20 protein-coding genes and 1 tRNA gene are annotated in these 19,307 nt (G+C 71.2%); 13 read left to right on the top strand and 8 right to left on the bottom strand.

Annotation, left to right across the window (positions count from 1 at the left end; all coding sequences use genetic code 11):
* Nucleotides 1-29: 29 nt before the first annotated feature.
* From BIV03_RS13425 to BIV03_RS13415, 3 genes are read right to left on the bottom strand one after another with little or no spacing between them, the layout of a single operon-like run.
* Nucleotides 30-275 carry a MoaD/ThiS family protein gene (locus BIV03_RS13425; RefSeq protein ID WP_070418116.1) on the bottom strand — a complete coding sequence of 82 codons (246 nt, stop codon included), beginning with the start codon at nt 273-275 and terminating at the stop codon, nt 30-32.
* Nucleotides 272-1,315, bottom strand: a complete 1,044-nt coding sequence (gene moaA, locus BIV03_RS13420; protein ID WP_071296053.1) for a GTP 3',8-cyclase MoaA — start codon at nt 1,313-1,315, stop codon at nt 272-274. Before moaA ends, BIV03_RS13425 begins: the two co-directional genes overlap by 4 nt.
* Nucleotides 1,316-1,320: 5 nt before the next feature.
* Nucleotides 1,321-2,766 (bottom strand): glycosyltransferase family 87 protein, encoded by a 1,446-nt coding sequence (locus BIV03_RS13415; protein WP_083403432.1) that lies wholly within the window; start codon nt 2,764-2,766, stop codon nt 1,321-1,323.
* 54 nt (nt 2,767-2,820) lie between these two features.
* Between BIV03_RS13415 and BIV03_RS13410 the strand changes: the two genes are divergently transcribed.
* From BIV03_RS13410 to pheA, 4 genes are read left to right on the top strand one after another with little or no spacing between them, the layout of a single operon-like run.
* On the top strand, nt 2,821-4,257 hold the full coding sequence (locus BIV03_RS13410) for a molybdopterin-dependent oxidoreductase (RefSeq protein WP_071296113.1): 1,437 nt from the start codon (nt 2,821-2,823) through the stop codon (nt 4,255-4,257).
* Nucleotides 4,254-4,691 (top strand): hypothetical protein, encoded by a 438-nt coding sequence (locus BIV03_RS13405; RefSeq protein ID WP_070418119.1) that lies wholly within the window; start codon nt 4,254-4,256, stop codon nt 4,689-4,691. The genes BIV03_RS13410 and BIV03_RS13405 overlap by 4 nt, the downstream gene beginning before the upstream one ends.
* Nucleotides 4,692-4,719: 28 nt before the next feature.
* A complete protein-coding gene (locus BIV03_RS13400; RefSeq protein WP_070418120.1) occupies nt 4,720-5,265 on the top strand; it encodes a MarR family winged helix-turn-helix transcriptional regulator in 546 nt (181 codons plus the stop codon).
* A gap of 52 nt (nt 5,266-5,317) precedes the next feature.
* Entirely contained in the window at nt 5,318-6,274 is a 957-nt protein-coding gene (gene pheA / locus BIV03_RS13395) for a prephenate dehydratase (RefSeq protein WP_071296051.1), read from the top strand.
* 148 nt (nt 6,275-6,422) lie between these two features.
* Here pheA and BIV03_RS13390 read toward each other — a convergent pair whose 3' ends face one another.
* Nucleotides 6,423-7,493: a diacylglycerol kinase family protein gene (locus BIV03_RS13390; protein ID WP_083403430.1), complete on the bottom strand. Its 1,071-nt coding sequence runs from the start codon at nt 7,491-7,493 to the stop codon at nt 6,423-6,425.
* Nucleotides 7,494-7,586: 93 nt separating this feature from the next.
* On the opposite strand from BIV03_RS13390, the gene serS reads away from it, so the two are divergent.
* From serS to BIV03_RS13370, 4 genes are all read left to right on the top strand, one after another.
* On the top strand, nt 7,587-8,852 hold the full coding sequence (gene serS, locus BIV03_RS13385; protein ID WP_070418122.1) for a serine--tRNA ligase: 1,266 nt from the start codon (nt 7,587-7,589) through the stop codon (nt 8,850-8,852).
* Entirely contained in the window at nt 8,849-9,703 is an 855-nt protein-coding gene (locus BIV03_RS13380) for an HAD family hydrolase (protein WP_175473690.1), read from the top strand. Before serS ends, BIV03_RS13380 begins: the two co-directional genes overlap by 4 nt.
* Before the next feature lie 52 nt (nt 9,704-9,755).
* A tRNA-Ser gene (locus BIV03_RS13375) sits at nt 9,756-9,843 on the top strand.
* Complete coding sequence (locus BIV03_RS13370) at nt 9,843-10,370, top strand: GNAT family N-acetyltransferase (RefSeq protein WP_071296050.1); 528 nt, start codon at nt 9,843-9,845, stop codon at nt 10,368-10,370. The genes BIV03_RS13375 and BIV03_RS13370 overlap by 1 nt, the downstream gene beginning before the upstream one ends.
* A 9-nt stretch (nt 10,371-10,379) precedes the next feature.
* Here BIV03_RS13370 and mtnN read toward each other — a convergent pair whose 3' ends face one another.
* Nucleotides 10,380-11,090 carry a 5'-methylthioadenosine/S-adenosylhomocysteine nucleosidase gene (mtnN, locus tag BIV03_RS13365; protein WP_083403429.1) on the bottom strand — a complete coding sequence of 237 codons (711 nt, stop codon included), beginning with the start codon at nt 11,088-11,090 and terminating at the stop codon, nt 10,380-10,382.
* Between the two features lie 84 nt (nt 11,091-11,174).
* Here mtnN and BIV03_RS13360 point away from each other — a divergent pair, with 84 nt between their 5' ends.
* Complete coding sequence (locus BIV03_RS13360; RefSeq protein ID WP_071296049.1) at nt 11,175-11,735, top strand: GrpB family protein; 561 nt, start codon at nt 11,175-11,177, stop codon at nt 11,733-11,735.
* Between the two features lie 282 nt (nt 11,736-12,017).
* Here the strand turns inward: BIV03_RS13360 and BIV03_RS13355 are convergent, their stop codons facing one another.
* The gene (locus tag BIV03_RS13355) at nt 12,018-12,713 is read right to left on the bottom strand and encodes an SDR family oxidoreductase (protein ID WP_071296048.1); all 696 of its coding nucleotides are present in this window, start codon (nt 12,711-12,713) and stop codon (nt 12,018-12,020) included.
* Nucleotides 12,714-12,798: 85 nt separating this feature from the next.
* Between BIV03_RS13355 and BIV03_RS13350 the strand changes: the two genes are divergently transcribed.
* Nucleotides 12,799-13,248, top strand: coding sequence for a helix-turn-helix domain-containing protein (locus BIV03_RS13350; RefSeq protein ID WP_071296047.1), 450 nt, complete (start codon nt 12,799-12,801; stop codon nt 13,246-13,248).
* Between the two features lie 90 nt (nt 13,249-13,338).
* On the opposite strand, the gene BIV03_RS13345 is transcribed toward BIV03_RS13350, so the two are convergent.
* On the bottom strand, nt 13,339-14,352 hold the full coding sequence (locus BIV03_RS13345; protein WP_254790894.1) for a LacI family DNA-binding transcriptional regulator: 1,014 nt from the start codon (nt 14,350-14,352) through the stop codon (nt 13,339-13,341).
* Between the two features lie 74 nt (nt 14,353-14,426).
* The gene (locus tag BIV03_RS13340; RefSeq protein ID WP_139201987.1) at nt 14,427-15,662 is read right to left on the bottom strand and encodes a Gfo/Idh/MocA family protein; all 1,236 of its coding nucleotides are present in this window, start codon (nt 15,660-15,662) and stop codon (nt 14,427-14,429) included.
* A gap of 196 nt (nt 15,663-15,858) precedes the next feature.
* Between BIV03_RS13340 and BIV03_RS13335 the strand changes: the two genes are divergently transcribed.
* From BIV03_RS13335 to BIV03_RS13325, 3 genes are read left to right on the top strand one after another with little or no spacing between them, the layout of a single operon-like run.
* Nucleotides 15,859-16,833, top strand: coding sequence for a carbohydrate ABC transporter permease (locus BIV03_RS13335; RefSeq protein ID WP_083403428.1), 975 nt, complete (start codon nt 15,859-15,861; stop codon nt 16,831-16,833).
* Nucleotides 16,834-16,862: 29 nt separating this feature from the next.
* Complete coding sequence (locus tag BIV03_RS13330) at nt 16,863-17,819, top strand: carbohydrate ABC transporter permease (protein WP_083295227.1); 957 nt, start codon at nt 16,863-16,865, stop codon at nt 17,817-17,819.
* Between the two features lie 10 nt (nt 17,820-17,829).
* Complete coding sequence (locus BIV03_RS13325; RefSeq protein ID WP_071296045.1) at nt 17,830-19,203, top strand: sugar ABC transporter substrate-binding protein; 1,374 nt, start codon at nt 17,830-17,832, stop codon at nt 19,201-19,203.
* Nucleotides 19,204-19,307 lie beyond the last annotated feature (104 nt).

The following is a 19,307-nucleotide window of genomic DNA, read 5'->3' as shown; positions in this document are numbered from 1 at the left end:
GGCTCAGCCGCCGGAGTCGGCTGCCGGGCTCAGCCGCCGGCGAAGGGCGGCATGACGTCGACGACCGCCACGCCGTCGAGCCCGGTCGCCCGGTCGCGCGTCGTCACCCCGTCGACGAGGTACGAGCAGCGCTCCTGCAGCGCCCGCCACCGATCGGGGTCGTCCGCCGTCACCGACCGCAGGGCCTCGTCGAGCGTCGCTGCCTGCACGGCGACGTCGTCCACGCCCACCGCTGCCCGTGCCGCGGCGAAGAACCGGATCGTCGTCACCGTCATCCGCCGATCGCGCTCATGCCCCGGGTGGGGTGCACCAGGTCGTCGCTGTCGTCGCCGTGGTCGCGGGGCTTCGCCCACATCGCCAGGCGCCAGAGCTCGGCGACCTCGTCGTCGGAGGCACCCTGGCGCATCGGGCCGAGCACGTCGGTCTCGTCGTCCGAGAAGAGGCAGCTGCGGACGTTGCCGTCGGCCGTCAGACGGGTGCGGGTGCAGTCGGCGCAGAACGACTCGGTGATGCTCGCGATGATGCCGATCGTGCCGAGCTCCGCACCGACGCCGCCGTCGGCCGTCCGTGCGAGCACCCGGAAGCGCTCGGCCGGGGCGCCGTCACGGGGCGCCTCGTCCGGCACCAGGGCGAAGGACTCGGACAGCATCGCCCGGGTCTCGGCCGCGGTCACCATCGACGTGCGGTCCCAGGCGTGGTCGGGGTCGAGCGGCATCTGCTCGATGAACCGGAGCTCGTAGCCGCGGTCGAGGCACCACCGCATGAGGTCCGGCGCCAGGTGGTCGTTCACGCCCCGCAGCAGCACCGCGTTGACCTTGATCGCGAGCTCCGCTGCCCGGGCGGCCTCGAGCCCGGCGATGACCTTGTCGAGGAACGGGCGGCGGGTGACGGTGGTGAAGACGTCCGGGTCGACGGTGTCGAGTGACACGTTCACGCGTCGGAGGCCGGCGTCGTACAGGGCGGCTGCGCGGTGGGCGAGCCCGATCGCGTTCGTGGTGAGCGACAGCTCCGGGGCGTCGGGGAGCGCGGCGCACCGGGCGATCACGTCGACGAGGTCGTGGCGGAGCATCGGCTCACCGCCGGTGAAGCGGACCTTGCGCACGCCGAAGCGGTCGGTCGCGAGCCGGACGAGCCGCTCGATCTCGGCCGCGGTCATGAGTGCGTCGTCGGGGGCGAACGGCAGCCCGGCCGCCGGCATGCAGTAGGTGCAGCGCAGGTTGCAGCGCTCGGTGAGCGATACGCGCAGGTCGACCGCGCGCCGCCCGAACCGGTCGAGCAGGCCGCCGGTGGAGCCGAGCATGGTCGCGGGTGCCATGTGCGTCAGCGTACGGGGTCGGCGGGTCCTCCACCTGATGACATCGCGAGCGCTCGTTCCCGGAAGGCGAGCCGGCGCCCCCAGCGCTCCCAGTCGGACCGCCGGGTGCGCACCAGCGTGACCACGATGACCACGACGACCGCGGCGGCGAGCCACCAGCGGTACGCGTCCGCCGACGGCCAGACGCCGCGCAGGGCGATGGCGAGCCCGATCGACAGCCACTCCCAGCGCCCGGAGAGCACCACGAAGGGGATGAGGAGCAGCGCGTACCAGGGGTAGCGCGGGCTCACCGCGAGGAACGTCACGCCGATGAGGAGGACCTCGCCGGACCACGGCCGCGCGGGGTCGGACAGCCGCCACGCCACGAACGCCGCCAGCAGGACGAGCAGTCCGACCACGAGCGTCGCCGCGTCGCCGTGGAAGACGAGTGAGACCAGGGCGAACCGGGAGCCGTCCTCGTAGCCCTCTTCCGACAGGTACCCGGGCAGGTAGCCGAGGACGTCGAGGCCCGTCGTCAGCACGTACGGCACGTAGAGCAGCCCGAACACCGCGATGCCGACCGGGATCGCCCACCAGTTCCGCCACCGACCGAGCAGTGGCGGGTACACGATCGCGGGGATGAGCTTCGTCGCGGTCGCGGCGCCGAGGGCGATCCCGCCCCAGATCGGCCGACCGAATGCGACGAGCACGGCGCCGGCGGTGGCCAGAGCCGCGCCGAGGGCGTCGACGTGCGAGTTGGTGACGGCCTCGGACGCGACGAGCGGGGACCACGCCCACAGTGCGGCCCACCACGTCGGTCGTCCGAGCTTGCGGAGCACGACGACCAGGCCCACGGTGACGCCGAGCGACAGGAGCAGCCCCGCGACCTGGAACGGCATGTACTGCGCGGTGGCCGGCACGAACGCCCGCACCGCCGCGAACCAGAGCTGGGCCATCGGCGGGTAGATCGTCACGACGTCCGGGCGGTTGATCGCGACACAGTGCCCGTCCGCGCCGTCGCCGAGCCCGCGGAACCGGGGTTCGAGCGGCTTGCACGTGCCGTCGACCTTGTCGGGGAAGAGCCAGTCGGGGCGCAGACCGGACAACGCGGTCGACTGCGGCGTGTGCGCGTACGGCGAGATCCCGGCGTGCTGCACGATGCCGTCCCAGGCGTAGCGAGCAGAGTCGGTGCTGGTGTTCGGCGGCCCGGCGATGGCGGCGAGCCCGACCACCAGGCCACCGCCGACCACGAGCCACGTCATCCACTTCGCCGGGACGAACCGCAGCGCGAGCACCGCGAGCGCGAACACCGTCCAAGCGATCAGGGTCCACGCAACGAATGGGGAACGATGACCGGACCGGAGGAACCCCAGATGCGTGACGCCGAAGGCGATGACGCCCGACAGAGCGAGCACGCCGACCACGGCCAGCACGGTCGGCAGGAGTCGGCCGGGGCGAAGTCGTTCACTCATGGTGCGACGAGGCTATCCATGGTCCGCGGGCTGCTCCTGGATGCACGATCCGCGATGGCGTCGCCGAACCGGAACGCGCGGACGGCGGTCGTCCTGGGGCGGTTGCTCGGGGTGGCGTTCCTGGTCTGCTTCGCGACCGGCGTCTACAGCTACTTCCTGCAGCAGCCGCTGCCGTGGATGCGGTTCCCGACCCGTCCCGCGCAGCTCTACCAGTTCACGCAGGGCGTGCACATCACCGCGGGGATCGCGATCATCCCGCTGCTGCTCGCGAAGCTCAACACGGTCATGCCGGCACTCGTGCAGACCCCGCCGGTGCGTGGGCCGCTGCACCTGCTCGAGCGGCTGTCCATCGCGGTGTTCGTGGCGTCGGCGATCGTGCAGGTGACGACGGGCCTGCTCAACACGTACCAGTGGTACCCGTGGCCGTTCCCGTTCAAGCAGGTCCACAACGCGCTCGCGTACGTGCTCATCGGGTCGCTCGTGCTGCACATCGGCGTGAAGCTCCGGCTGATCAGCCGGTACTGGCGGAAGCGGGACTCGTACGACGAGCACGGCCGGTTCGTGGTCGACCCGGCCGCGGGGAGCGAGTTGCTCTCGCCGTCCCAGGAGGCACGGGTCGACCCCGCCACGTCGGCTCCGGCACCGCAGGCGGTCGCGTCCTACCCCCGCGGCATCACCGGCCGCGTGCTCCGCTGGGTCGATGGCGTCCCGGCCGTCCCGGCCGTCCCGGCCGTCCCGGCGGACGCTGCCGAGACTCGTCCCGGCGGACCGGACTCGGCGTCCACGACCCGAGCGGCGTCCGCAGAGCCGAGTCTCGGCGTGCCGCAGGACGGTGCGGCGGAGGCGAGCCGCGCCTCCAGGGCCACGCCGGAGGCGACCGACGGCCGACGTGAGCGGATCGCCCGACGCGGGTTCTTCGCCGGTGTGACCGCCGCGACGGTCGGTGTCGTGGCGTTGACCGCCGGACAGTCGAGCACGCTCGCCGAGCCGTTCAACGTGTTCGGCGCCCGACAGCGGCACCGCGGGCCGAACGACCTGCCGGTCAACCGCACGGCTCGTGCCGCCGGTGTGCTCGCCACCGCCACCGCCGCCGACTGGTCCCTGACCGTCGTCGGGCACGACGTGGTCCGCACCTTCTCGCGTGCCGAGCTCGTGGCGCTCGGCACCGCCGAGGCCGAGCTCCCGATCTCCTGCGTCGAGGGCTGGAGCCAGATGGCGACCTGGAAGGGCGTGCGGATGCGCGACCTGCTCGGCGCCGTGCAGGCGGCGCCGGGGTCGCACGTGCGGGTGACGAGCCTCGAGCGGCACGGCGGCTACCGCATCATGGACATGGGCCCCGAGTACGCCGAGGACCCGACGACGCTCGTCGCGCTCGAGCTGAACGGCGCGACACTCGACCTCGACCACGGGTTCCCGGCGCGGATCATCGCTCCCGGACGACCCGGTGTGCTGCAGACCAAGTGGATCGAGAAGATCGAGGTGATCGCATGAGGGCCGCACGCATCGTGCTCGTCGTGGTCGGGGTGCTCGTCATCGCGTTCGGGGCGTACGTCCTCGTGACGACGGTCCGACCGAACCGGATCTGGGGGCTGGCGACCTGGCTCCTCGGGGCCGTGATCCTGCACGACGCGATCCTGTCGCCGTTCGTCGTCGGAGTGGGGCTCCTGCTCCGCCGGACCGGGCGGACGCTGCGGGCCTGGGCGCTCGTCGTCGTGCAGGCGGTCGTCGTGCTCGGGAGCGTCCTCGCGCTCGTGGTCCTGCCGGAGATCGCGGCGAAGGCGCACGGGCAGAAGAACCCGACGGTGCTGCCGTTCGACTACGGCGCGCGGCTGCTCCTCGTCGAGGGGGTCCTGCTGCTCGTCGTCGTGGCGGTGCTCGTGGTCGCCGCACGTCGTCCGGCACGCGTTCGCGCGAGTACTGGTTGAACCGACAACCTTTCGGTAGACTCGACGCATGACCGACGACACCCCGTGGCTCACCCGCGACCAGCTGCGCGCGTGGATGAAGCTCGTCGCGGTCATGGAGCTCCTGCCGGCCGCGCTCGACCAGCAGCTCCAGCGCGACGCCGACCTGACGCACTTCGACTACATGGTCATCGCGATGCTCTCCGAGACCGACTCCCGGACGCTCCGGATGTCGGCGCTCGCCTCGGCGACGAACGCCTCGCTGCCGCGGCTGTCCCACGTGGTGTCCCGGCTCGAGAAGCGCGGCCTCGTGGCGCGCTGTCCCTCGACCGACGACCGGCGCGCGACCGACGTCCGGCTGACCGACGCCGGCTACGCGACCATCGTCGACGCGGCGCCCGACCACGTCCGGACCGCCCGTCGCGTGGTGATCGACGCGCTGAGCGACGAGCAGGTCGGGCAGCTCGACGGCATCGCCGCGGCGCTCCTCAGCCGGCTCGACCCCGAGGGACGGTTCGCCGCCCTGACCTACCCGCGCGACGACGACGAGCCCGCCATCTGCGAGGCCCGGCTGACCGGCACGGCCACCGACTGACGCCACCGTCACGCACGCCTGCGGGCCGTGGGCGTTGCAATAGGCTCGCCGCATGACCGAGTCCGCCGCGCCGTCCGACACGTACTCCTACCTCGGACCCGCAGGGACCTTCACCGAGGCTGCGCTCAAGCTCGTGGACGCGGCGGCCGGCAAGCCCTGGCGGAGCGTGAACAACGTCGGCGAGGCCCTCGACGACGTCGTCAGCGGCCGGTCGATCGGTGCCGTCATCGCCATCGAGAACAGCGTCGACGGCGGGGTCAGCGCGACGCAGGACGCCCTCGCCCGGATCCCCGGTGTGCGCATCGTGGGGGAGTACCTCGTCCCCGTCGACTTCGTGCTCGTCGCCCGCCCCGGCACCGCGCTCGCCGACGTCCGCACCGTGAACGCCCACCCCGTGGCCTACGCCCAGACCCACAACTGGCTCGAGGCGAACGTCCGCGGCCACGGGCACATCCCGGCGTCCTCGAACGTGGCCGCCGCGGCAGCCCTGCTCGACGAGCACCCCACCGCCGACGCCGCCGTCGCACCCCCGGGGATCACCGACCACTACGCGCTCGAGGTCCTGGCCTCGTCCATCGGGGACAACGCCTCGGCGGTCACCCGGTTCGTGCTCGTGTCGAAGACCCTGGCGCTGCCCGAGCCGACCGGGGCCGACAAGACCAGCGTCATCGTCGAGCTCCCCGCCGACCACCCCGGCGCCCTGGTCGACATGCTCGAGCAGTTCGCGACGCGGGGCATCAACATGGGGTTGCTGTCCTCGCGGCCGATCGGCGACGAGCTCGGGCGGTACCGGTTCGTCATCGACCTCGACGGGCACGTGCGGGACGAGCGCGTGGCGGACGCGCTGCTCGGCCTGCGGCGGTTCAGCCCGCGGGTGACGTTCCTCGGGTCGTACCCGCGGGCCGACGGGGTCCGGCCCGAGGTGCCCGCGCGCTACTCGGACGTCGCGTTCGTCGAGGCGCGCGACTGGCTGCGCGCGATCGTGTCGGGCGAGCCCGAGGCGCGCTGACCGCTGCGCGCTGCGCGCTGCCCCCTCGTGCACCGGCGCGATCTGCTCCCGCACAACCGAAGTCCCTCGGAACCGCGTCGTCGCGTGGTTCCGAGGGACTTTCGTTGTGCGGAGCGCGCACCGCGCCGCGGCGCGCGCGCGGCCCGCGCTACCGCCGGCGGCCGCGGCCCGTCGCCGGCTCGACCGCGGGGATCCGCACGTCCAGCGAGCCCGGGTCGATCTTCGCGCGGAACGCCACGATCTCGCCCACCGGGTCGCCGTCGATCTCGAACTCGTCCGGCTTCGCCAGGCGCAGCGTGAACTCCTCGCCGCGCAGGTACCGCAGCGGGCGCTCCTGCTTCGCGGCCGTGGTGATCCGGCGGCCGATCACGGTGTCGGACAGGGCCGACCGGCGGAACCACCGCAGGATCCCGTTCTCCCAGAACACCCGGGCCGCGATGCGCACCCAGCCGAAGAACCCGCGAGGCCGCATCACGACGATGTCGAACACCCCGTCGTCGATCTCGGCATCGGGCAGGAGCATCGCGTTGGCCTGGAGCATGCCGCAGTTGCCGACGATGACCGAGTGCGCCCGGACCGAGCCGTTGCGTGCCGACTCGTCGAGCCGGTACTTGAACTCGAAGCCGTCGGTGTCCCGGACGGAGCGGAACAGCGAGTCGAGGTAGGCGAGCCACCCGACGCGCTTCTTCAGCTCGGGGCGCGTGTTCGCGAGCATGCGGGCGTCGAGCCCGAGGCCGGCCATCACGACGAAGCCGAACCGGTCGCGGGAGCCGTCGGGACGCTCGACGCCGAGCAGTCCGAAGTCGATCGAACGGTCGTGCCCGGTGAAGATCGCCTTGGCCATCCCGCCGAGGTCGTCCAGCGGCAACTTCATGTTCCGCGCGAGCAGGTTTCCCGTGCCGCTCGGCAGCAGCGCCAGCGAGGCGTCGGACCCGTGCACCACCTCGGCCACGGCGCGGACGGTCCCGTCCCCGCCCGCGGCGGCGACGACGTCGGCACCGGCTTCGAGCGCGGCGCGGGCCATGCCGCCGCCCGGGTCCTCCTCCGTCGTCTCGAACCAGAGGGTCTCGGCCCAGCCGGCCTCCTGCTGGTGCTTCTCGACGGTGCGCTTGAGGGTCGGCAGGTGGACCTTGACCGGGTTGTAGACCACCGCGGCCGTCCGCTGTTCGGTCTGGAGGGCGTCCTGGTCCGCGGGCGCGGTCTCCGAAGGGGTCGACATGCACCAACGGTACCGATCGAAGCCTGGAGGCGCGGGTCGGGCCCGCACCGCGCCTCCAGTCCGTCCGCAACTGCGCCCCTTTAGGATGGTGCGGTGATCGATCCCCAGCTGCTGCGTGACAACCCGGACGTCATCAAGGCCTCGCAGGAGGCGCGCGGCGCCTCCGTCGCCGTCGTCGACGAGGCCGTCGCCGCGGACGCGGCACGGCGGAGCGCGATCACCTCGTTCGAGTCCCTCCGGGCCGAGCAGAACGCCTTCGGCAAGACCGTCGCGAAGGCCCCGAAGGACGAGAAGGCCGCGCTCGTGCAGCAGGCCCAGGCGCTCGCCGCGAAGGTGAAGGAAGCGCAGGCGACCGTCACCGCGGCCGAGGAGTCCTTCAACGCGGTCGTCCGGAGCATCCCGAACGTCGTGCTGCCCGACGTGCCGAAGGGCGGCGAGGACGACTTCGTCACGCTCCGCACCGTCGGCACGAAGCCGGAGTTCGACTTCGAGCCCAAGGACCACGCCGACCTCGGCGAGCACCTCGGCATCATCGACATCCCGCGCGGCGTGAAGGTCTCCGGCTCGCGGTTCTACTTCCTGCGCGGCCTCGGTGCACGGCTCGAGATCGCCCTGATGTCGCTCGGCCTCGACCGTGCGATCGCCGCCGGCTTCGAGCCGCTCATCACCCCGACGCTCGTGCGCCCCGAGACCATGGCCGGCACGGGCTTCCTCGGCGAGCACGCGGCCGAGGTCTACCGGCTCGAGGCGGACGACCTCTACCTGACCGGCACGAGCGAGGTCGCCCTCGCCGGGTTCCACGCCGACGAGATCCTCTCCTTCGACGGTGGCGACGGCCTGCGGTACGCCGGCTGGTCGACCTGCTACCGGCGCGAGGCGGGGTCGGCGGGCAAGGACAACCGCGGCATCCTGCGCGTGCACCAGTTCAACAAGCTCGAGATGTTCGCCTACGTCCACCCGGACCAGGCCGAGGCCGAGCACGCCAAGCTCGTCGGGTACCAGGAGCAGATGCTGCAGGACCTCGGGCTGCACTACCGCGTGATCGACGTGGCGGGTGGCGACCTCGGCACGAGTGCGGCGCGCAAGTACGACATCGAGGCGTGGGTCCCGACGCAGGGTACCTTCCGCGAGCTCACGTCGACGTCGAACTGCACGACGTTCCAGGCCCGTCGCCTCGACATCCGGTACCGCACCGAGAGCGGGAAGACCGCGCCGGTCGCGACCCTGAACGGCACCCTCGCGACCACCCGGTGGATCGTCGCGATCCTCGAGACGCACCAGCAGGCCGACGGCTCGGTCGTCGTGCCCGAGGTCCTCCGTCCCTACCTGGGCGGCGTCGAGGTGATCGAACCCCGATGAGCACGCAGGGTCGGTTCGTCGACGGTTCGGCCGGTGCGGGTGCGCCGGCCCGGACGAAGCGCTGGTTGGTGGCGCTCGACATCGACGGCACCACCATGCGCGAGGACGGTGTCGTCACCGACACCGTGATCGCCGCGCTCCGCGATGCCGAGGCAGCCGGACACGAGGTCATGCTCAGCACCGGTCGCAGCGAGGGCATGACCGTCCCGCTGCTCGACACGCTCGGCATCCAGCCGAAGTACCTCGTCTGCGCGAACGGCGCGCTGACCCTGGGACGCCGGTCCGACGGTTCCTACGAGCGGGTGCACGTCGAGCAGTTCGACCCGAGCGAGGTCCTCCGGACGATCCACGGCGCCCTCGAGAACGCCGCGTTCGGCGTCGAGGACCAGACCGGGCACTTCCTGCTCTCCGGCAACTTCCCCGACGACACGATGACCGTCGCCGGCGAGCACGTCCCGTTCGAACGGCTGCTCGGCGTCGAGGCGACCCGTGTCGTCGTCATCTCGCCCGGCCACGACACCGAGGACTTCCTGCAGATCGTCGAGCGGATGGGGTTGCACAAGGTCTCGTACTCGGTGGGGTGGACGTCGTGGCTCGACATCGCACCCGAGGGCGTGACGAAGGCCACCGCGATGGAGCGGGTCCGTGAGTGGCTCGACATCCCGCGCTCCCGCGTGTTCGCCGCGGGGGACGGTCGGAACGACATCGACATGCTCCGGTGGGCCTCGACCTCGGGGCGCGGCGTCGTCATGGGGCAGGCACCCGAGGACGTCGTGGACGCGGGCAACGAGCTCACGGGCGGCGTGACCGACGACGGCCTGGCGGCTGCGCTCGACTCCCTGCCGCGCTAGCCCGGTAGACTTCCCGGGACGCGATCACGTCTCGCCACGTGGTCGCGTCGCTGGAGGGTTGTCCGAGCGGCCGATGGAGCCTGTCTTGAAAACAGGTGGGCAGAGATGTCTCGTGGGTTCGAATCCCACACCCTCCGCCATGGACACACGCCTGCGTCTGATCCGCGTCGACGACGCCGCGACGCTCGCGGCCGTCGTCAGTGCGAGCGCTGACCACCTGCGGCCGTGGGAACCGACCCGTTCGCCCGCCTACTTCACCGAGGCGGGGCAGCACGACGTCATCGTCCAGGCCCTCGCGGCCGAGCGTGCCGGCACGTCCGTCCCGTTCGTGATCGAGTCGGTCGACGGTGAGCTGCTCGGCCGGATCACGCTGAGCGGCATCACCCGCGGTGCCCTGCAGTCGTGTGCGATGGGGTACTGGATCCGCGCCGACCGGACCCGGCAGGGACATGCCTCCCGGGCGGTCCGGGCGGCTGCGGCGCACGCGTTCGAGGTGCTGCGGCTCCACCGTGTCCAGGCGGAGACCCTGCCCGAGAACGTGGGCTCGCAGCGTGCACTGCAGGCAGCGGGGTTCACGCGCTACGGCCTGGCACCCGAGTACCTCAAGATCGCCGGGGCGTGGCGCGACCACGTCATGTTCCAGCTCCTCGCTCCGACCGACCGGTGAGCCCCCGGTTCAGCTGACGAGCCCCGTCACCACGTCGTGCACCACCCGGGCGGCACGGGCGGCCGCATCGTCGAGGTGCTCCTTGAACTCGTCGCCGTCCGGCGCGCACAGGTCGCTGATGCACCGCACGGACACGAACGGCATGGCGTGGACGTGCGCGAACTGCGCGATCGCCGCCGACTCCATGTCGACCGCCGCAACCGTGGGGAACGCCGTCCGGAGCAGACGCGCTCGACCCTCGGTGACGAAGATCTCGCTCGAGCCGATCGTGGCCGAGCGGAGGCGGTACCCGGCGTCCGAGGCGAGTGCCAGCTCGACGAGCCGGTCGTCGGGCTCGTACCCGGTGGGCATGCCCGGGACCTGGCCGAGCGCGTACCCGAACGCCGTCGCGTCGGCGTTGAGGTTGACGTAGCGGTCCCCGACGACGACGTCGCCGATCTCGACGCCGTGCATCAGCCCACCGGCCGTCCCGACGCTGATCACCGGGATGCCGGAGCCGAAGTCGTGGAAGGCGTGGGCGACCGCTGCCGTGGCGTTCGTGAACCCGATGCCGCTGCGGCGCACGGCTACCGTGGCGCCACCGACGTCGAGCAGGTGGTGTTCGTCGTGCCCGCCGACCGGACCGTCGAGGATCGGGACGCCACCGAGGAGCCCGGCGAACGCGGACACCTCTTCGCTCATGGCGGCGATGACGACCGCGATCGGGGGAGGGAGTTGCACTGATCGATGATCGCACGGGCCGCCGACCGTCGGGACACCGGGACGCGTACCGTGCACCGTGCGCGAGGAGATCCAGGGGGCGGTGTGGTCGAGGTCGTCGAGTACCGGGCGGAGTGGCCGCGGCGCTTCGAGGCGCTGCGGACGACGTACGGCGCGGCGCTCCTCGCCGCCGGCGTCCCGCACCGCATCGAGCACGTCGGGAGCACGGCGGTGCCCGGCCTCGCGGCGAAGCCCGTCATCGACGTCGACGTGGTCGTCGGGGCGGCGGACGTGCCCGCGGCCGTCGAGGCCCTCGCTGCGATCGGCTTCGTGCCGCGCGGCGACCTCGGCATCCCGGGGCGGCAGGCGTTCCGCACGCCCGAGCGCTTCGCCCCGAGCAACACCTACGTCGTGGTCGAAGGATCGCTCGCGCTCCGCAACCACCTCGGCGTGCGCGATGTCCTGCGCGCGGACGACGCACTCCGCGAGGAGTACGCCGCCGTGAAGCGTCGGGCTGCCGCCGAGGCGCTGGACATCGACGACTACCTCGTGCGCAAGACCGCGGTGCTCGACCGGGTGCTGCGCGCGGCAGGCCTCACCGCCTCCGAGCGTGCGTCGATCGCCGATGCCACCGCGGGCATCGCCGGCCGAGGCGCCCACGGCTGACCCCGGACGCGCGGGTGTGACCCGACCGGCAGGGATCGGCCGACTCGCGGCGGTCGTGCGCGTGTCGTCCCGCCGTCGTGACCGTTCCGGTTCGCGGATCACGGGATTCGCGAACCGGAACGGTCACGCGGCCCGCGGAACCGGCCGTGCCGCCGCGTTCCGACGCTTCAGCGCGCCGCGGCGTGTCCCGACGCCTCGCCGCCGCGTGTCCCGACGCCTCGCCGTCGCACGGAACGGCGGCCCGGGTCGCGAGCACCGCCGAGCCCATCGACAGCGAAGGCGTCAGGCCGACGCCAGCGCCGGGTAGAGCGCGGTGAGCGGGGCGCTCAGTCCGGCGCGGACGTCGCGGCTGACCTGGTCGGCCAGGACCTCGTGCTCGCCGGCCTCGAGGGCGTCGTAGATCGCCGCCACGATGTCCGCCGGGTCGGCCTTCTCGACGTCGAGGTCGGCCGTCATGCCGGTGTCCGTGTAACCGAGGTGCGCTCCGAGGACCTGGGTCCCCTGGGGTGCGAGCTCGAGGCGCAGGGAGTTCGTGATCGACCAGAACGCGGCCTTCGAGGCGGAGTAGCCCCCGGCCAGCGCGATCCAGCTGAGCACCGAGTGCACGTCGACGAGCGCGCCCCCGGCCAGCGACGGCGCGAAGGCCTTGGCGACCCGGAGCGCACCGAAGACGTTCGTGGCGAAGACGCGCTCGACCTCGTCGACCGAGGTCTCGAGGAGCGGCGCGGAGCCACCGATGCCGGCGTTGTTCACGACGATCGTGGCATCGGCTGCTGCGCGGGCGGCGGCGTTGACGCTCGCCTGGTCGGTGACGTCGAGGGCGAGCGGCACGATGCGCTCGTCGTCCCAGGTGCGCGGGGTCCTGGCCGTGGCGTAGACCTTGGCGGCACCGCGGTCGAGGGCCTGCTGGACGAACGCGGCGCCGAGGCCGCCGTTCGCTCCGGTGACGAGGACGGTCGCGTCGGTGAGGGTGGTCATGATGGGCTCCTGTCGAAGAAGGGTGGGTACGGAAAGTGAACCTAGCACGGTGTGTCTGGATTCCGAACCCAGGTAGGATGAACACATGCTCGGCATCCTCGGCGGCGACGAGCGCTGCCCCATCGCGCGGTCCCTCGACGTCCTCGGCGAGAAGTGGACGCTCATGATCGTCCGCGACGCCCTCGCGGGGTCGACCCGCTTCAGCCAGTTCCAGCAGAGCCTCGGGGTCCCGCGGGAGGTCCTCACGGCGCGCCTCGGCTCCCTCGTCGAGGGCGGCGTGCTCGAACGCCACGCCTACAAGCCGGACGGTGGACGGGTCCGTGACGAGTACGTCCTCACCGAGGCCGGCCGCGACCTCTCGCTCGTGCTGCTCGCTCTCGGCGGGTGGGCGGACCGGCACCGGCCGTCCGAGCGCACGTCCGACCTCCGCTTCGTCGAGGCGGCCACCGGCGAGCCGGTCGAAGCGGTCGCCGTGACGCGCAGCGGGCACCGCCGCGTCGCGCTCGACGCGCTCGACGCGGTCATGGAGGGCTGATGGTGCGAGCAGGCGGACTGGCGTGACCAGCGTCGGACGGGAGGCGCGGGTCGGCCCCGCACCGCGCCTCCTGGACCGCAGGCGGGTGCGTCAGCGACGCACGCCGCACCCGCAACTGGCGCCGAGCACCAACTCGGCGGGGACGAGGTCCCGGTGCCACTGGTTGTCCGCGTCGAGGCCGAGCACCCGGTCGACGGCGGCGGTCGCCATCGTCTCGATCGGCTGCCGGACCGTGGTGAGCTGCGGGTTCGTGTAGTCGGCCTCGACCGCGCCGTCGAAGGAGACGATCGCGACGTCGTCGGGCGCGGACAGTCCGAGCTCGAAGAGGGCGCGCAGGAGCCCGACCGCCTGCATGTCGGAGCTGACGAAGACCGCTCGGGGGCCGGAGCCCTCGCCGAACATGCGGAGACCGGCCTCGTAGCCGCCCCGTCGGGTGAACTCGCAGCGGACGATCGGGCCGTCGGGCAGCCCGGCGTCGCGGAGTGCTCGCATCCAGCCCTGCTCGCGGAGCTCCATCGAGCCGGCGTGTCCCATGACCAGGCCGATCGAGCGGTAGCCGTGCTCGACGAGGTGCTGCGTGCCGTCGTACGCGCCACGGAGGGCATCGACGCCGATGCTCGCGTAGTCGGGGACCTCGAAGAAGGTGTTGAGCAGGACCATCGGGATGCCGGGGTCCGTCACGGTGGACAGGTCGGGCCGCGTCATGATGCTCGTGACGATGATGCCGTCGACCTGCCGGGCGGAGAGGCTGCGCAGGCGCTCCCGTTCCTGCGCGGCGTCGCCGTCGCTGTTGGCGAGCAGGACGTCGTACCCGCGCGCGGCGGCGGCGTGCGTGACCGCGACGCCGAGCTCGGACCAGAACGGGTTGTCGAGCTCGGGGACGATGAGTCCGAGCATCTTCGAGGACCCGGTGCGGAGGGCCTGGGCGCTCGCGTTCGGGCGGTAGCCGAGGACGCGGATCGCCTCGCGGACGCGTGCCGCGGTGGCCGCTGCGACCGGACGGGGTCCGTCGTGCACGACGTAGCTCACGACGGAGGTGCTCACGCCGGCGTACCGGGCGACGTCGGCGCGGGTGACCGCCCTCGGGGTCGTCGGGACGGTCACGGGTGCCACCTTCGTCGGGTCGGAAGTCGCGTTCGGGTGCCGGCCCGTGCGGACCGACACCCGAACTCCACTTGCTAGTCGCTGGCGATACTAGACGAGCCCACCGCCTCGACCGTCTCCGGGGCGTCGCCGAAGTCCGGCACCTCGAGGCGGACGCCGCCCTGTAGTGCGGACTGGTGGGCGATGATGCCGGGCAGCGTGAACCGGGCGGCGGTCCAGGCGTTCACCGGCGGCAGGGTCCGGTCGACGACGGCGCGGACGAAGTCGTCGGCGAGGAACTGGTGGCTGCCCTCGTGTCCGGTCGGCACGCCGGCGTACTCGGCCGGCAGGCGCGACGTGTCGTGCACGGCCGCGTAGCCGGAGACGAACGCGTCACGGAGCGAGGGGTCGACGCCGGCGAGGCGGGGGTCGTCGAGCTCCATCGTGGCCTGGGTGTCGATCTGGTCGCTGATGTCGTGCGAGTCCTCCTTGTCCTGCCAGACGCTGACCTTGGCGAGCTGCTCGAAGCTCGCCTCGGTGCCGAAGTAGCGGAAGCGGGACTCGCGGATGTGCGACGGGTAGCCGACGCGGCGCATCTCGTTGATCCGCATGACCCCGCCGTTGTCGAGCTCGAACAGGGCGGTGGCGTTCGAGAAGTCGTTGTCGAACTGGCTGACGTCCTTGTCGAAGACCCCGTCGCCGCGGTCGTCCTTGACGCCGATGCAGCTGACGCTGACCGCGTGCCCCGGGATCGCACCGAGGACCCCGCCGACCGAGTGCGTCGGGTAGAGCATGGGCGGGTAGCTGGCGGTGCGCTTCCAGTCCTCGCCGCCGCTGAACTGGTACGCGGCGTAGAAGCCGAGGTCCATGTCGTGCACGTAGTCGCCCTCGGCGTAGAAGACACGGCCGAAGGCACCCTCGGCGACCTTCGAGCGGGCGAACACCGTCGCGGGGTTGTAGTAGCTCGTCTCGCCCATCATGTAGGTGAGTCCGGTCTCGCGGACGGCCTCGATGATGGCCTGGATCTCCTCGACCGAGATCGCCATCGGTACAGCCGAGTACACGTGCTTGCCGGCGCGGAGGGCCTTGACCACGAGCGGCCCGTGCGTCCAGCGCTGCGTGAAGATCGCGACGGCGTCGACGTCCGAGGCGAGCACGGCGTCGAAGTCCGGGAACGTGCCGTCGAGGTGCTGCGACTCGACGAGCTCGGATGCTCGGTCGTCGACGAGGTCGGTGACGAAGACGCGGTCGACGTCCGGGTGCAGCTTGAACAGCTTGGCGAACTGGGGGGCGAACTGGCCCGCGCCGACCATTCCGACAGAGATCATCAGTGACCTTTCCAGGTGGGGGATGCGTCGCCGGGCAGGTCGCTCCGATGCGATCGAGGGACATCCTGACACCGATGTCTACACGTGACAACCCCCGATTCAAACGAAGAAAAAGCCTCTTGCCACCCGCTGTCCCCACGTGTAGATTCCCGGCTCACGGACTGCTGCACGTCAGTCCACCGCAGACGAAGGAGTCGCGATGGCCACCGAGAGCCCTGTGTCGTCACCCTTGACGACGGCCAGCACGAGACGGAGGAGTCGGGCGACCGACCTCGCCCGTGCCGGCACCACCTCCCCGCGACGCCGGCCCAGGAACGACCTCTGGCTGGCGCTGATCTTCATCGCCCCGGCATCGGTCGGCTTCGCCGTGTTCCTCGCGTGGCCCACCGTCCGGGGCATCTACCTCAGCTTCACGTCGTTCAACCTGCTCACACCCCCGGTGTTCACCGGCCTGCAGAACTACGAGCGCCTGGTGCAGGACTCGATCTTCTGGCACTCGATGGCGGTGACGGTCGAGTACGTCCTGCTGAACATCGGGTTCCAGACGATCCTCGCGCTGTTCATCGCCGTGATGATGCACCGCCTCACCAAGTCGACCTTCGTCCGGGGCATCGTCCTCGCGCCGTACCTCGTGTCGAACGTCGTCGCGGCGCTCATCTGGCTGTGGATCCTCGACACGCAGCTCGGCATCGGCAACGAGATCCTGTCGGCGATCGGTGTGGGCCGCATCCCGTTCCTGCAGAGCGACTTCTGGGGCATCCCGACCATCGCGTTCATCAACGTCTGGCGGAACGTCGGCTACACGGCCCTGCTCATCTTCGCGGGCCTGCAGGCGCTGCCGGAGCAGGTGTACGAAGCCGGCCGCATCGACGGCGCCAGCGAGTGGAAGATGTTCTGGCGCATCACCGTGCCGCTGCTCCGACCGATCCTCTCGCTCGTGCTCATCATCACGATCATCGGGTCGTTCCAGGTGTTCGACACCGTCGCCATCGCCACCCAGGGCGGGCCCGCGAACGCCACGAACGTCGTGCAGAACTACATCTACAACCTGGCGTTCGGCCGGTTCCAGTTCGGCTACGCGTCCGCCGTCTCGGTGGCCCTCCTCATCGTCCTCAGCATCATCACGATCATCCAGTACCGACTCTCGCGTTCCGGCGAGAGCGACCTGGACTGACGGCCACAGCACACGGAAGCGAGTCGAAGATGACCAGCACCCTGCCCCCGGTGGTCGAACCGCAGACCACCCGCGCGATCACCACCCGCGGCGGCCCCCGACCGCCTCGTCGGAAGCCCTCCGTCGGACGGGTCATCGCCTGGATCGCGATGATCGCCGTCATCGTCGTGACCCTGTTCCCGTTCTACTGGATCCTCCGTACCGCCCTGTCCTCGAACGGTGCGATCTCGGCCGACCCCACCTCGCTCCTCCCCACGGGATTCAGCCTCGGTGGCTTCGAGCGCGTGTTCGGCCTGCAGTCCACGAAGGAGGCGCTCGCCCAGGGCGGGTCCGGCGCTGCCATCAACTTCTGGCAGTACCTGCTGAACTCGGTGCTCACCGCGACGATGATCACCGTCGGCCAGGTGTTCTTCTCCGCCGGGGCGGCCTACGCGTTCGCGCGGTTGCGGTGGCCCGGGCGCGACCGCGTCTTCGCGGTCTTCCTCGCCGGACTGATGGTGCCGACGATCTTCACGCTCCTGCCGAACTTCACGCTGATCAAGTCGCTCGGCCTGGTCGACACCCTGTTCGGGATCGCCCTGCCGTCGATGCTCATGACGCCGTTCGCGGTGTTCTTCCTCCGGCAGTTCTTCCTCGGGATCTCCCGCGAGGTCGAGGAGGCGGCACTGATCGACGGCGCCGGCAAGGTCCGGGTCTTCTTCCGGCTCATCCTCCCGATGGCCTCCGCCCCGATCGCGACGCTCGCCGTCCTGACGTACATCACGGCGTGGAACGACTACTTCTGGCCGCTGATGGTCTCGTACACCGACAGCTCCCGCGTGCTCACGGTGGCGCTCGGGGTCTTCAAGTCGCAGTCGCCGCAGTCCGGCACCGACTGGGCCGGGCTCATGGCCGCGACGCTCGTGGCGGCGCTCCCGATGATCGTGCTCTTCGGCGTCTTCGCCAAGCGGATCGTCAACTCCATCGGCTTCTCCGGCATCAAGTAGGGATCCGTACATGACGAACTCCATCACCCGCCGTGCTCTCTTCGCCGGCGGAGCGTCCGCCCTGGCGCTCGGTGCGCTCGCCGCCTGCTCCACCACGGGCACCCCGAACCCGCGGAGCGGTGCGACCGGCACGGTGTCCTACTGGCTCTGGGACTCGAACCAGCTGCCGGCGTACCAGGCCGTCGCCAAGGCCTTCGAGCGCGAGAACCCCGGCATCACGATCAGGATCACCCAGCTCGGGTGGGCCGACTACTGGACGAAGCTCACCGCCGGGTTCATCGCCGGCACCGCGCCGGACGTGTTCACGGACCACCTGTCGAAGTTCCCGCAGTTCGCCGACCTCGACGTGCTGTACAAGCTCGACGAGCTCGAGGCGACGTCGGGGATCCGTGACGACGACTACCAGTCCGGGCTCGCCCAGCTCTGGAAGGGGCGGGACGGCCACCGGTACGGCTCGCCGAAGGACTGGGACACGGTCGCGATGTTCTACGACCAGAAGGTCATCGCGAAGGCCGGGTACACCGCCGACGACCTGGCCGCTCTGTCCTGGAACCCCGATGACGGCGGCACCTTCGAGCGCGCCGTCGCGCACCTCACGATCGACGGCAAGGGGCGCCGCGGTGACGAGCCGGGTTTCGACAAGACGGACGTCGCCGTCTACGGGATGAGCGCCAACGGCAGCGGGGGCGACGGGTTCGGGCAGACCCAGTGGTCGCCGTTCACCGGGTCGATCGACTGGTTCTACACGAACAAGAACCCCTGGGGGAACCGGTTCCGCTACGACGACGCCGGGTTCCAGAAGACGATCTCGTGGTACTTCGGGCTCGCCGAGAAGGGCTACATGCCGAAGTACGGGGTCTTCTCCACGACGACCGGACCGGACGTCCAGCTCGGCTCGAAGAAGGTGGCGCTCTCGTTCAACGGCTCGTGGATGATCGGGACGTACGCGAACCTCCCGGGCATCGACGTCGGGATCGCGCCGACGCCGACCGGGCCGATCGGGCACCGCGCGTCGATGTTCAACGGTCTCGGCGACTCGATCACGAAGCAGGCGCGGAACCCGGAGGCAGCGGCGAAGTGGGTCGCGTTCCTCGGCAGCGCTGCCGCCCAGGAGATCGTCGGCCGGGCGGGCATCGTCTTCCCGGCACGCCGATCGGGGACCGACGCAGCGGTGGCGGCGTACGCGAAGCGGGGCCTCGACGTGACGGCCTTCACCGAGCAGGTCGAGGACGGCACGACGTTCCTGTTCCCCGTGACCCGGAACCCGGCCGACGTGCAGGCCCTCGTGCAACCGGCGTTCGACGACATCTACGCGAACGGCAAGCCGATCTCGACGCTGACCGGCGTGAACGAGCAGGTCAACAACCTCCTCGCCCTCACCTGAGCCGCCGTCGGTCGACCGACTGGAGGCGCGCGTCGGGCCCGCACCGCGCCTCCGGTCCGCACGTGGGGGACTGGAGGCGCGGGTCGGGGCCGCACCGCGCCTCC

Source organism: Curtobacterium sp. MCBA15_016 (assembly GCF_001865105.1).
Lineage (GTDB): Bacteria > Actinomycetota > Actinomycetes > Actinomycetales > Microbacteriaceae > Curtobacterium.
The sequence above is the reverse complement of the archived record's forward strand: the minus strand, read 5'-3'. Positions and strand labels throughout refer to the sequence as shown.

Coding starts and splice junctions, on each gene's coding strand:
- BIV03_RS13425 (WP_070418116.1), bottom strand. CDS start 275: ATGACGGTGACGACGATCCGGTTCTTCGCCGCGGCACGGGCAGCGGTG.
- moaA (WP_071296053.1), bottom strand. CDS start 1,315: ATGGCACCCGCGACCATGCTCGGCTCCACCGGCGGCCTGCTCGACCGG.
- BIV03_RS13415 (WP_083403432.1), bottom strand. CDS start 2,766: ATGAGTGAACGACTTCGCCCCGGCCGACTCCTGCCGACCGTGCTGGCC.
- BIV03_RS13410 (WP_071296113.1), top strand. CDS start 2,821: ATGGCGTCGCCGAACCGGAACGCGCGGACGGCGGTCGTCCTGGGGCGG.
- BIV03_RS13405 (WP_070418119.1), top strand. CDS start 4,254: ATGAGGGCCGCACGCATCGTGCTCGTCGTGGTCGGGGTGCTCGTCATC.
- BIV03_RS13400 (WP_070418120.1), top strand. CDS start 4,720: ATGACCGACGACACCCCGTGGCTCACCCGCGACCAGCTGCGCGCGTGG.
- pheA (WP_071296051.1), top strand. CDS start 5,318: ATGACCGAGTCCGCCGCGCCGTCCGACACGTACTCCTACCTCGGACCC.
- BIV03_RS13390 (WP_083403430.1), bottom strand. CDS start 7,493: ATGTCGACCCCTTCGGAGACCGCGCCCGCGGACCAGGACGCCCTCCAG.
- BIV03_RS13380 (WP_175473690.1), top strand. CDS start 8,849: ATGAGCACGCAGGGTCGGTTCGTCGACGGTTCGGCCGGTGCGGGTGCG.
- BIV03_RS13370 (WP_071296050.1), top strand. CDS start 9,843: ATGGACACACGCCTGCGTCTGATCCGCGTCGACGACGCCGCGACGCTC.
- BIV03_RS13355 (WP_071296048.1), bottom strand. CDS start 12,713: ATGACCACCCTCACCGACGCGACCGTCCTCGTCACCGGAGCGAACGGC.
- BIV03_RS13350 (WP_071296047.1), top strand. CDS start 12,799: ATGCTCGGCATCCTCGGCGGCGACGAGCGCTGCCCCATCGCGCGGTCC.
- BIV03_RS13335 (WP_083403428.1), top strand. CDS start 15,859: ATGGCCACCGAGAGCCCTGTGTCGTCACCCTTGACGACGGCCAGCACG.
- BIV03_RS13330 (WP_083295227.1), top strand. CDS start 16,863: ATGACCAGCACCCTGCCCCCGGTGGTCGAACCGCAGACCACCCGCGCG.
- BIV03_RS13325 (WP_071296045.1), top strand. CDS start 17,830: ATGACGAACTCCATCACCCGCCGTGCTCTCTTCGCCGGCGGAGCGTCC.